Origin of the sequence: Lacticaseibacillus jixiensis, assembly GCF_042847315.1 — a bacterium.
GTDB lineage: Bacteria > Bacillota > Bacilli > Lactobacillales > Lactobacillaceae > Lacticaseibacillus > Lacticaseibacillus jixiensis.
The window spans coordinates 13,698-26,513 of sequence record NZ_BAAFPR010000007.1 but is presented as its reverse complement, the minus strand read 5'-3'; the positions used below and the strand labels follow the sequence as shown (position 1 = coordinate 26,513).

At 53.1% G+C, this 12,816-nt stretch carries 10 protein-coding genes; 2 read left to right on the top strand and 8 right to left on the bottom strand.

Annotated features, from left to right (window positions below):
- Nucleotides 1–33 precede the first annotated feature (33 nt).
- Genes ACGG90_RS06010 through ACGG90_RS05985 form a run of 6 tightly spaced genes read right to left on the bottom strand, consistent with a single transcriptional unit; the run spans nt 34 to nt 8,173 of the window.
- Nucleotides 34–2,253 carry a glycoside hydrolase family 2 protein gene (locus ACGG90_RS06010; protein ID WP_390407096.1) on the bottom strand — a complete coding sequence of 740 codons (2,220 nt, stop codon included), beginning with the start codon at nt 2,251–2,253 and terminating at the stop codon, nt 34–36.
- Complete coding sequence (locus ACGG90_RS06005; RefSeq protein WP_390407094.1) at nt 2,250–3,521, bottom strand: glycoside hydrolase family 1 protein; 1,272 nt, start codon at nt 3,519–3,521, stop codon at nt 2,250–2,252. The genes ACGG90_RS06010 and ACGG90_RS06005 overlap by 4 nt, the downstream gene beginning before the upstream one ends.
- Entirely contained in the window at nt 3,518–5,710 is a 2,193-nt protein-coding gene (locus tag ACGG90_RS06000) for a family 78 glycoside hydrolase catalytic domain (RefSeq protein WP_390407093.1), read from the bottom strand. The genes ACGG90_RS06005 and ACGG90_RS06000 overlap by 4 nt, the downstream gene beginning before the upstream one ends.
- Entirely contained in the window at nt 5,703–6,566 is an 864-nt protein-coding gene (locus tag ACGG90_RS05995; RefSeq protein ID WP_390407092.1) for a sugar phosphate isomerase/epimerase family protein, read from the bottom strand. Before ACGG90_RS05995 ends, ACGG90_RS06000 begins: the two co-directional genes overlap by 8 nt.
- Entirely contained in the window at nt 6,563–6,772 is a 210-nt protein-coding gene (locus ACGG90_RS05990) for a hypothetical protein (protein ID WP_390407091.1), read from the bottom strand. The genes ACGG90_RS05995 and ACGG90_RS05990 overlap by 4 nt, the downstream gene beginning before the upstream one ends.
- A 12-nt stretch (nt 6,773–6,784) precedes the next feature.
- Complete coding sequence (locus tag ACGG90_RS05985; protein WP_390407089.1) at nt 6,785–8,173, bottom strand: MFS transporter; 1,389 nt, start codon at nt 8,171–8,173, stop codon at nt 6,785–6,787.
- A gap of 118 nt (nt 8,174–8,291) precedes the next feature.
- On the opposite strand from ACGG90_RS05985, the gene ACGG90_RS05980 reads away from it, so the two are divergent.
- On the top strand, nt 8,292–9,488 hold the full coding sequence (locus tag ACGG90_RS05980; protein WP_390407086.1) for a helix-turn-helix transcriptional regulator: 1,197 nt from the start codon (nt 8,292–8,294) through the stop codon (nt 9,486–9,488).
- A gap of 145 nt (nt 9,489–9,633) precedes the next feature.
- Here the strand turns inward: ACGG90_RS05980 and ACGG90_RS05975 are convergent, their stop codons facing one another.
- Entirely contained in the window at nt 9,634–9,870 is a 237-nt protein-coding gene (locus tag ACGG90_RS05975; RefSeq protein ID WP_390407412.1) for a helix-turn-helix domain-containing protein, read from the bottom strand.
- Between the two features lie 417 nt (nt 9,871–10,287).
- Nucleotides 10,288–10,656 (bottom strand): DUF488 domain-containing protein, encoded by a 369-nt coding sequence (locus ACGG90_RS05970; RefSeq protein ID WP_390407083.1) that lies wholly within the window; start codon nt 10,654–10,656, stop codon nt 10,288–10,290.
- A 147-nt stretch (nt 10,657–10,803) separates the two neighbouring features.
- On the opposite strand from ACGG90_RS05970, the gene pbp4 reads away from it, so the two are divergent.
- A complete protein-coding gene (gene pbp4, locus ACGG90_RS05965; protein WP_390407080.1) occupies nt 10,804–12,792 on the top strand; it encodes a penicillin-binding protein PBP4(5) in 1,989 nt (662 codons plus the stop codon).
- Nucleotides 12,793–12,816: the final 24 nt, after the last annotated feature.

Genomic DNA, 12,816 nt, shown 5'->3' with positions numbered 1-12,816 from the left:
ATTTCACAAGCGTATTTGGTGTTCTGATCCCGATTACGGTTTGGGGATCTGGTTAAGCTGTTCATTGGCCTTTTGAGCGATGGCTTGCAACATATGATCACTGAGCTTGCCAGTGGCTTGTTGTAAAGTCTGCTTCAAGGTCAACTGGGCCAATTGCGCTTGCATGGCCGCTGGGATCTTCACATTCTTGGCCACATCGCCAAACGCTTGCACGAGTTGTTGATTGATGGCCGCCACCAGCTTGGCCGCAGTTGGATTCTTCTGCAAGTCGACAATGCGATCATTCAACGAGTAGTAACCATCCGGTGCGGTAACTTGAATGGTATCAAACCAATTCGTCACCGTCGCTTGCGGCAAGCGATAACTGGCGTTGGGCTGGGTCACATGGCGGATCTTGATCTCATCACTGAACTGACCGGCTACGGCTTTAAGCTGGTGGACGCCAGTAATCGGCACCTTGAAGGTAAAGACCTTGTCGCCAGTTTCTTGGGCAAACTGCTTACCGTCAACTATTAACGTCACTTGCGGCTGGTTGCTGTACACCTTGATTTCAGTCGTGGTCTCGGCGCGATCTGCATACCGCCTTCCGCACAGGTGCACGAATGGCTCGGGACTTAAATAAGCTTTGTACAGATAAAAGGCGTCTTTCTTAAGCTTGCGGTCGAAGGTGACCAGCCCTTTATGATTGATGCCAGGTTCGCCGCTGTCGGCACGCCCGTCTGCGGCAAAATCAAACATGTTCCACGCGTGCATCGCCCACAGATATGGCCGCTTTGCCCACATTGCCAGCATATGTTCATGATACACGGCTTGATATTCCTCAGAGAAGTCGCCTTTGGCCGGTTTGGCCGCATGCAGCGTAACTAAAGCATCGGCACCGTATTCGGACAACCCGATCACTAATTGCGGATGGGCTTGATGGAAGGCATCCAACCAAGCTTCATTCTGTTCGAGTTCGCCCACATACCAGCCGTAATACAGGTTGTAAGAGCGGATATCTGGCACGGTGACTAGCGGCGAGTCCCCGTCTAACATGAATAAATTGGCCATAGTCGTCGGTCGCGTAGCATCTAATTGGTGGGCCAAGTCATTTAATTGCTGGTGAAACGCCAATAATTCAGAACCGTCTTCGCTGCCCACGGTGATCTCATTGGACAGGCTCCAACAAGCGATGCTGGGGTGATGGCGATTCTGGCAGATCAACTCCCGCAACTGACTCATGGCGTTCTCATCGCCGTGCGCCAGGCGCTCAGAGATCACCGGTACTTCCGCCCATACCACCAGCCCGTAGCGATCGCACAGATCATAGACATGTTGCGACTGCTGGTAATGGGCCAAGCGGACTGTGGTGGCGCCTAACTCACGGATCAATTCGAAGTCCTCATCTTCCATCGCCGCACTGACCGCGTTGCCAACGCCAGCGCGATCTTGGTGCCGGGCCACACCGCACAAGCGATACGCATGATGGTTCAAGAAGAACCCGTGTTGAGGATCAAAAGTCATGGTGCGAAAGCCGCAATGCAGCTGGACTTCATCAACCACCCCGCTGCGATCATGCAACCGGGCTGTGACAGGATACAAGAACGGATCTGCCTTGCCGTTCCACAAGTGCACAGATTCGATCGTCATGGTCGCTTGGGCGTGACCTGCGACCACTGCTGCTGAGCACTGTTGATCACCGACGATGAAATCAACCGTCTGCGCCGCACCTGCCACACTGGCATCTAAGTCAATGATCCCGGCTTGCGCTGCCACGCGGGTGCTGATGGTGATCCCGCTGTCGCCTGCATGATCCAAGGCAAAATGCGCCGGCTCGACTAACACCAAGGCCACCGGCCGATACAAACCGCCATAGAATGTAAAGTCCGCCCGTTGCGGATACACCGTGTCATTGACGCTGTTATCCACCGCAATGCTTAATAAATTCTCTTTCGCCAAGTCAGTTAGCGCCACCCGAAATGTTGCATAACCGCCGTGATGCGTCGCTAGCTTGCGGCCATTGAGATAAACCGTCGCCGACATTGCCGCCCCTTGAATTTCCAGCCAAGCGCTTTGCCCTTGATGAGTGGGATCAGCAAAGCGCTTCTGATACCAGCATGTGCCGCGATAGTAATCATTGCCGCCATCTTGGCCGTCTTGCGCATTCCAGGTGTGCGGCAAGGTGACCGGCGTTAAGTTTTCGGCCGGCTGAGCCGGATCGATCTGGGCTTTGGTGAAGCCCCAGCCATCATTGAATGCAAGCTGTTGTCTCATTGTGCACCTTCTTTGAACTGCAGTTGGCCAAGCACTTGCAAGCTGCGCTTAGGGTGGCGCACTTGGGTCTTTCGATCAACGGCCACCACACCAAAGTGCTTGGCAAAGCCTTTCTGCCATTCGAAGTTATCCAACAAACTCCAGCAGAAGTAGCCGTGCACCGGCACGCCGGCATCAATGGCAACTTGAATACTTTGCGCCGCCTCCTTAAGAAATGTGCAGCGCCGCTCATCATCATCAGTAGCGATGCCGTTTTCAGTCACGATCAACGGCTGCTTGAAGTCCTTGGCCACAGTTTGCAACACATGGCCGATGGCTGCCGGATAGTCTTCATAATCCATTTGCGTCATTGGCACATCAGCTGGGGCAGGCTGTACACCTTGCGGGCCGATCAGCTCGCGGCTGTAACACTGCACGCCTAAGAAGTCATCATCGGCAATGGCGGGCAAATAATGCGTGAACTCATCAGCCCAAGTTGCCGCCAGATTCTCCTTGGTCGCCGCACTGTCGTCGACTGGCTGCAAGTCGTGCAAACTCAAGGTCAACCCGACTTTAAGCTGTGGGGCCACGCGGCGAATAACCGCCACTGCCGCACGATGCGCGGCCATGATCAATTCATCCCCATGCGACGTGCGTTGCGATAAGAACGTCTGCGGTGTCTGGCCCTTCGCTAAGCCAAAGACTTGCTCAGATTCAGCGTTTTGCAGCTGCATTTCTTCAGGCAGCGGCAAGTTGATTCCGGCTTGCAGCTTGATGCCCATTTGGCGCATGATGCGCTGAGCGATCGCGGCGATTTGAATACCCATGTTGGCTTCATTGATTGTGCAAACATAATGAAGCTTGTCGCCAAGGCGCGTGATCACATATTCGACGTACTTAGCAAAAGCCGGCACAACTGAATCCGCCTCCCAGCCGCCTTGGCTGATCAGCCACTTGGGACTGGAGAAGTGCATCAGCGTCACCACCGGTTCCAACCCAGCGGCAAGACAAGCGTCGATCACCGCTTGATAATGCGCCAACGCCGCTTCATCAAAGGTCGTCGGGGTCGGCTGAATGCGGGCCCATTCGATCGAGAAGCGGTAAGCATTCAGCCCGGCCTGCTGCATCAAGGCAATGTCTTCTTGATAATGATGATAATGATCCACGGCTGCCCCAGACGGCTCGGCAAAAATCGAGTGTGTCTGGTGTTCCATCGCCCAATAATCACTATTGGTGTTGTTGCCTTCAACTTGATGTGCCGCCGTGGCGGTACCTAATAAGAATGTCATGACTTTGCCTCCAAATCGATCGTGTATTGATAATGTCCGGCGGTGATATCTTGCGCCCCAAGCGTCGGCAGGATCAAGCGCGTCGCAGTTGGCGTTTGGATATCAAAGGCCACAGTGTGCGCATCAACATAGCGCCAAGCCACCGCAATTTTCCCATGCCGGGACAAATACCTGCCAGCAGCGCGGCCTATGCGTTCATCGATGACTGGCTTGATCAAGACCCGCGCATAACCTGGCGCTGCTGGCTGGATTCCTAAGACGTCTTGATACAAGAACTGCGCCACACTGCCGAATGCATAGTGGTTAAACGACACCATGTTGTCATCGCCGACTGCACTGTCATTAACCGTGCCATCTGCCTGCAAGGCATCCCAGCGCTCCCAGATTGTCGTAGCCCCATTGGCGACTTCAAACAACCACCCGGGCTGCTTGGGATTCAACAAAACGTCATAAGCCAAATGTTCAGCCCCTGCTTCAACCAGCAGCGGCAACAGGTGTTGGGTGGCAAAGAAGCCGGTATTCAAGCCGTTGTGTTGCACATCTTCGACCAACTGACGCAACAGCGGTTGACGTTGCGCTTGGTCGGTCACCACCAGTGCCAAAGCCATCACTTCGGCCCCTTGGTAATCGGCTTTCATCGTACCATCGTCATGCATGAACTGTGCTTGATAAGCGGCTAAGCTGGCTTTGAGTTGTTGAGCATAGCGTTTGGCATCGGCTGGCTTGTCCAGGTGCTGGGCCAGTTGGGTCAAGGTGCGCAGATCATGGATCACGAACGCATTAGACACTTCACCGTTATGCATCGCCATCCAGGCAATGTCTTTGCCTGGCATCAGCCAATCGCCAAGATTGGGGCTCAACCACAAGTCATGGCCATGCATTTGACTGATCACAAAATCAACATAGCGCTTAAGGTTAGGATAAACCGCCGCTAGGGTTTGGGTATCGCCGAACTGTTGAGCCAGCATCTCTGGAATCAAGCTGATGGCACTGCCCCAGCCCAGCATGCTGAGCATACTCGGGACCATGGGTTTAGTGGCCGGCACTGTGGAGCCGATGTAGCCTTGCGGTGAATCCGCTTGGCTGTCGACCATATCTTGGACGAACTGTTGCATAAAGGCTTCAGTATCGTAGTTGTACGCCCCGCTCAAAGCATAAACCTGGGCATCGCCGGTATAACCCATGCGCTCATCGCGTTGCGGACAGTCGGTAGGTACGCTGAGGTAATTAGACCGTTGGCTCCACAATTGATTCTGATACAGCCGCTCAACTTGCGCATTGCCGCATTCGAAATAGCCGGTGCGCGTCATTTGGGTATGCAAGACGTAGGCCTTGATCAACCCTGGCTGATAAGCCACCCCGGCCACACTCACATAGCGAAAGCCCATATAAGTAAACTGGGGCAGGTACCAACCGCCGGCTTCGCCTTTGGTATACTGCAGCGTCGCCTTGGCTTGCCGCAGGTTAGCGGTGTATAACGTCCCGGCTTTGGTCAAGCGTTCCGCATGGCGCACCGTGATCGTTGCGCCTTGAGGCAGTAGGTCCAAGTTAATCGCCACGATCCCTGCAAAATTCTGGCCAAAATCCAGGATCGTTTCATCACCATGCAATTGCACCTTTTGCACCTGCATGGTTTGTTGTAAACGTACGGCCGTGGTACTTGGCGTCAATTGTGCCGGCAGCGAGCCATCATAGGCAACAGCTTGCCCTAGCGGGGTTATGGCAAGCGTGGCGTCGATCACTTCGCCATCATAGAAGCCGGCATAGCGATATGGCGAAGTCCATTCTGTCACCGTTTGATCTGAATACATTGGCCCAGTCGGCAAATTCAACTGCCAAGCGATCGCGTTGACCTGGCCATACAAGCCGGTTTGATTGTCGAAGGTGTAGCGGCCGGAATACCAGCCTTGCGCCAAATATGCGCGCAACTCATGCTCTCCAGCTGACAGGTCAATATGATAAGTCTGATAATCCAAGCGCTTGGGATAATAAGTATACCCCGGCGCAAACCACTCATCCGAAACCCGTTGGCCATCGATTTCAAACACATAGACTCCCAGTGCCGTGGCCTGCAGCGCAACGGCTGATGCCGCCTGGGCCAGCGAGAATTGCTGGGTAAAAACAATCACCCGGCCTTCTTGATAAGCTTGATTTGCACTGGTGATGAAATGGTTGAGCAGCTCATTCATCACCGTCACCTCCTAACTGTTCATGTTGAATGAACGCTGCACTGCGCTGCATCGACAACAAGCCAGAATTGTTGCACCAATGACTGGTACTTTCCAACACAATGGCTTGTACTTGATTGCGCTTGGCTTGCTGAATCAAGGCAGGCAGCGGCATCACGCCATCACCAAGTTCCGTGCTGCGGCTTTTCAAGATCGGACCGCTGCGCCCTTTTGAAAAAGGCACCCGATCAGTGAGGTGCATCAGGTGTTGGCGCGGGCCTAAATGCGCCATCACCGCTTGCACATCGACCCCGGCATCGGCAGCCCAGAACGCATCAAATTCAAAGCCCACCAGCTTTGGTTCAGTGGCTTCGATCAGCGCATCATAGCTGATCCTACCGTCATGCAGGCGTTGAAATTCGGTGTTGTGGTTGTGATAAAGCAGCTGCAAGCCTTGTGCTTGCACCAGTTGACCAGCTTGATTCAAGCGGCTGGCCAACTGCGCCACAGCGGCATCATCGCGATAATCGAATTGCCGCATGCCGGTGATCACCAAGTTGCGGGTCTGCAGCTTCTTCGCGGTGGCCAAATAGCCGCTGGGATCTTTAAGCAAGCCGTTTAGATCCACATGCAAAGCAATCACCGGCAGCTTGGCGGCTTCGATCAGCTTAGGCCAATCGAACTTGCCGCCGCCGCCCAGCGGCATGCCGGCTAAGCGGCACAACATCCTGACGCCTAAAGACATTCTGTGCAGCATGAAATCATTCAACTCGATGCCGCCAAAGCCTGCGTCGCGCACTGCTTGCAAGGTCGTCTGAGCTTGGTGCAAGCTGTTGAATTCCTGGCGCAATTGAAACTGCTGCACACCCCAGATCATGACGCTGTGCCATTGGCCCGATCCAAGACCGTTTGCAAGACTTGCCGCTGCGCGTCGTCCACATGGCTGGCAATGGCACCTAATGAGATCTCTTGGATATAGGCGGCTTGCGCAGCATCCAGATACTCAGGCGCCGCGGTTTTGAGATAAGCGATCACCGCTGGCAGCTTCAATAATTCACCCATTTTGGTTTGTTCAGTATACATAGTAATATCCTCCTATTGCTTGGCTTGTTGCTTGAGCTTGGCTTCGATGGCTGGGATCTTGCGTTCCAACTTGGAGAAAATGCCGGCAAACACGATAATCAATAACGTTGCTGCCAACGGGATCAGCGCGTATATGCTGCGGATCATCAACAAGCTGCTGGCCGGCTGAATCGCTTTGGCACCCACGTAGCCGGCAACGGACAACAAGACACCCATCAAGCCGGTACCTAACCCGTTGAAAATCGAGTTCACCAAGCCCACAGCCACATTGGTACTGCCTTCCATCCGCGGCAAGCCCAATGACTCGTTATATGTGGCCAAGCTCATGATGATCACGTTGCCCATGTAAGACAGCGGCAAGACCAGCAGGCTGATCAAGATGTTCCCGAAAATCAAGACTGGGATATTCTTGCCGGCAAAGAACAAGATGATGTAGCCGACAGCAGAAACGACCGCGGCCACTTGAATCAGATTGGCCACCGTTAATTTCTTCATCAACTTAGGAAAGACGAACATGACCGGCAGCATCACGATCGATAACACACCCATGATGCCTTGCAAGCGAATGTCGCCCACTACGTACTTGAAGTACTGTGCTGCAATATTCATCCCTTGGATCACGTTAAACATCCCCATGATCCCGGCGTAGACCCAGACGTACTTGTTCGTCTTGACCATTCGCCAAATATCTTTGACGGAAACACGATCTTGTTCATGCCCAGGCAATTCGATGTGATGCTCCGGCACAAAGATCAGCCGCAACACCCCGATCAGCATCAACGGGATCCCATAAATCAAGATCAGCGTGCGCCAGCCGCCATCAGAAGTGGCGAGATAGCCCATGGCAACTGGGAAGCTGGTGCTGACCACCACAGCCCCAAGCATCGTGACGATGCCGCCGAATGATGAGACCTTGATCACCTGATCGCGGCTGGGAAAAGCCCGCAACATGTATGGCGTCTCACCGGCAAACAACAACGAGTTGAAAATCGAGAAAATGAAGAAATACATCACGATGATCCAGGCGCTTTTCACGACGGTGCTCCAGCCTGGAGGGCAGCTGAATAGCAAGATCGTGCACAGCCAAGCGCCGATAATACAGAACTCCCAAGGCCGCCCTTTGCCTAACTTGGTATGCGTATTGTCGACAATGTAGCCGGCAAATAATTGCGTAACGGCTTGAATAAACTTGGAAATCATCAATAACGCGCCGACGAATGCCGGCGATAACTGCAGAACATCAGTACAAAACAGCAACAAGTAGCTGGTGACGATGACTTGCAACCCTGATAGCGACACGTCGCGACCCTTCCAAGCGAAGAATTTCCCTAATGGAAACTTCTCGGCTGGTTTAGTGTCAGCTGGTGCCGGCTGCGTTGCTGGTGCGATTTTCTTTTCCATTGCTTCAACCGACCTTTCTTTGTGATCGCTTTCAGGATATTATATAATGTAACCGGATTCTTTATAATTCATGCGAAATATTATAAAATCCAACGCATTTCATCAAAGGGGTAATATCATGCAGCCTGCGACTCAACATCATCTTCTGCCATTACTGGCCGACGCCTTCAATGTGCCATTGTTACATTATCGCACAGCCGATGCGGCCTTGATCGAATCATTTATCGCGCCGGTGGGCGACTATACGGACTTCTTGAAGCTCCAACCCAGCTTGTTGACGCCTGACACCCCACCAGTCAGCTGCCGCTTCGATCAGGCGTTCATCTGTTATGGTTATGTGCGCAGCACTAGTGACTTGATCATCGTGGGCCCGGGCAAGTTGTGTGCCTTAAACGATCGCGACTATCGCGAGTTTGAAAACCGGGTGCGCAAATTCATGCCGAAACTGGCGCCGCATGCTGCGACCTTCATTCGTCAAACGCCAATGTTGGGCCTGGAAACCATTCTCAAGGCGCTGTCGACTTTGGCTGCAATCTACAACGATACGGTGATCACCCCCCAAGAGATCCTGCCGCAAGAGCATCTCGACCAGACGCTGGAGGCAATTCGCAAGCAACTGACCGCCTACAAACAAGCGCAACTGATCGCGCCTAAGCGTCCCCAACCTGATATGCAAGACCGCATCGCGCTTTATGTCCGCCACGGCTTGCTTGATGAATTGAAAACCTACATCAACACCACCGATTACCAACTGCAGCGCCTAGGCCCCACCATGTTGCGTCACTACCAGAACGCCACGATCATCCTGAACTCTTTGTGCATGCGCGCCGCCATCAGCGGCGGGGCCAATGCCGACACCTGCTATGCTTTAGGCGGATTTTATATCGAACAAATCGAAGGCGTTGCCGACAGCCAATCCTTAACCACCGTGTCCAACGCCATGCTGCTCGATTATTGCCAACGCGTTCGCGCTAGCCAGGCCTTGCATGTCAAAGACCCGACCATCGTGGCTTGCTTGACTTACATCGAAAACCACCTGAACCAGAAGCTGACCGTGACCATCTTAGCGCAAGCCGTGAACTTGTCGCCCACTTATCTCTCCAGCCGCTTCAAGCAGCAAACTCATCGCAACTTGCCTGACTACATCAACAACCGCCGCATCGACGCCTCCAAAGAGCTCTTGGCCTATTCGCAGATGCCGATCGCTGACATTGCAGCTTATTTTGCCTTTGCCAATCAAAGTTATTATCAAACGCTGTTTAAGAAGTTAGTGGGCCAAACCCCGCTGCAATATCGCAAGCGCACTAGCAAATAACCCAAACAAAGCGCCACCCCGCAATTCAATGTGAATCGCGAGGTGGCGCTGTTTGGATGATTGGGCAACACTGCTTGATATCCCTGCCTTTAATTAACTTAAGCACCTTCCGCCGAATCGTCAAAATGCAGCGTGAACGGAACATTTATCTCAACTTTAAGCAGTTACGATCAGCTTTTAGTCCCAATCCAGCAGCATAGCGATTTAGGGTTGCAAGCGAAGGAATAGAATCCAAACGTTCAATTTTTGCCAATTGCGGCTGCTTCATCCCAATCCGGTCGGCGAGTTCCCGCTGAGATAACCCCTGCTTTAATCGTTCAGCATGCAAAGTCGCAAGCGTATCAATAACTTCCATTTCTGCAGCAGGAAAAACTGCATCCATCTTTTGCTTGAAATTGTCAAAGTCAGCCATTACCATTTCCCCTTTCGTTTCAGCCAGTCATCCATTCGAACCAAAGCACGCTTGATTTCCCGCGGACCGGTCTTATTCTGCCGCTTAGTGTAATGAGATAAGATGACGTAGCAATCAGACGGCAAAGAAGACGCGCTCCGGCAGTGGACGCAGCTCAAACAGCTTATATCTATATCCCTTCAAATTTCATTCAGCAGTGAGGATAAATACGCCTGCAAAATCTTCCTGATTTCGCAGACGTGCTCGTGTAAGACTATCCAACATTTTGACAAAACGCCATCTGGTCAAATTCTGCTTGCATGGTACTGGGATTTTCACGCGCTGAAACGGGGGTGCAATTAGCTACGCGCTCGCACTCGCCGGCAAAATACGCCGCAAGCATGTCCACTAAACCCGCTTTGCGCCGCTCTGGTTCTCCAGATATGCTTTCAGCACCACCGCATTATTGTGTTCAGTGTCCTTAGCCCCATACAGCAGCAGCACGCGCTGAGCGCCGCTGTTTTGCAGCATCGTGACAAACTCAGCCGTGGCTGGGTTGGCATCGAGTTCAGCTTGGTAACGCGTTGTAAATTCTTCAAACTTCGCTGGATCATGGCCGAACCACTTGCGCAACTCGGTACTTGGCGCGATGGTCTTGGCCCATTCATCTAACGCGGCTTTGTCTTTGCTGATGCCCCGCGGCCACACGCGATCGATCAGCACCCGCAAGCCTGTTGGCGCTTCGTGTTCGTAGATCCGATACGGCAATATTTCCATACGCTCACCTGCTTTCTCTTCTATTCTACGCGCATTTGCTTGTGCAGGCCTACGCTGATGTTTGACTGACCCTATCATTATGTGTACAAGAACGGGTACAATGGAATCATAACTTCTCGACCGACTGCTCACCTCAAGGAGATCAAAATGCGCAAATCAACTTATACCATCATTGGCAGCGTCATTGCCGTTGTCGTCATCGCAAGCGGCGGCTTCTTCTGGTTTCGCCACCACCAACAAGTCCAAGAACAACAAGCTGTTGCCCGCACCGCAAGAGACTACACGCAAGCTTTTGCCGCAAGACAATACAAATCAATGAGCAGTTACGTCGACACAACGCACCTCAAAGGCACCGGCTGGCATTACACCACCAAGTCGCTGGTGGCGCGCAATCAGGCGGTGTTTGACCGCATCGGCGCCAGTCACATCAAGCTTTCAAAGCTTAATACCACCAAGCAAAACGCCACCACCTACACCTTAAGCTTCACCGCCAACATGACCACCACCATCGGCAAGCTCAAGGCGCAACATTACACCACCACGATCAAGCAAGTCGGCGATGCTTGGCGCGTGCGCTGGGATCCCAGCATGCTGCTGCCGGAAATGGGCGCTTCAGACACTGTTCAAATCACGACCCTTAACGCCACGCGCGGGCAGATCTATGACCGCAACCATCAGCTGCTAGCCAAGAATGGCACCGTCATCCAAGCCGGCTTGCTGCCAAATGCACTAGGCAGCGGCAGCGCGCGCACTGCCAACTTGCAGAAAATCGCCACCGCTTGGTCGGTGAAAGTCAGCAGCTTGGAAACCTTGCTCAAGCAAAGCTGGGTCAGCGACGACACTTTTGTCCCAGTCAAAGTCGTCACCCAAACCCCGACTTTGACTGGTGCCAGTTACAAGACGATTGGCAGCCGCACCTATCCGCTTGGCGCTGCCGCGGCGCAATTGATCGGCTATGTCGGCACCGCAACTGCTGATGACATCAAACAAGACCCGACTTTAGCCGCCGACAGCAACGTCGGCAAAGCCGGGCTGGAACAAACTTACGACAAAGAATTGCGTGGGCACAATGGCGGCACCATCACCATTCAAAACGGCAACAACGTGCGCACCTTATTGAAAACCAAGGCCCAAGCCGGCAAAGACCTCACCTTGACCATTGATGCCGCCAAACAAAAAACCGCCTACACAAAACTAGACAACAAGGCCGGCAGTGTCGTGACGATGGATCCGCAAACCGGCGAATTATTGACCTTGGCCTCCAGCCCCAGCTACGATCCCAATAAGTTCGTCAATGGTATCAGTCAAAGCGACTACGATCAATATGCCAACAACAAGGCCTTGCCTTTTGTCAGCCGCTACACGCAGCGTTATGCCCCAGGGTCAACGTTCAAAATGCTCACCGCCGCCATTGCGCTGGATAACGGCACCATCACAACTAACACCACCAAGTCGATTTCCGGCTTGAAGTGGCAGCAATCCAGCAGCTGGGGCAGCTACCAAGTCACCCGTACCGTTGACGCCAGCCCAGAAAATATGACACAGGCTTTGGTCAATTCCGATAACATCTGGTTTGCCCAAGTGGCCTTGAAAATGGGCCAAGCCAAATACCTCGCAGGCCTCGCCCCATTCTTCAATACCCAAGCCAACGTGCCGCTTAATATGCACGACGCATCAATTTCAAACTCCGGCAAACTCGCAAGCAGTACCTTGTTAGCCGACACCGCATACGGCCAAGGCCAATTGCTGCTGTCGCCGATCCAACAAGCCGCCATGTACAGCGCCATTGCCAATTCCGGCATCATGCAGCAGCCGACTTTGATCAAAGGCGCTAACGCCACGCGCACCAGCGTCGTCAAAGCCGAAAGCGCCAAAGCCGTCAAAGCGGCCTTGGTCCATGTGGTATCAGACGCCAACGGCACCGCGCACGGTTTGCAAATGAGCGGCCACACCATCGCCGCCAAAACCGGCACCGCCGAGCTCAAGCAGAAACAAGACACCGACGGCAAACAAAATGGCTTCGTCGTCGCCATGGACGCCGATAACAACACGTATTTAACTGTCGCGATGTTAGAAAACGCCAGCTCAGGCGATGTGGTATCGCTGATCAAACCATATCTGCAAAGCCTATACTAAGTTATAAAAGGCCACCGACAACAA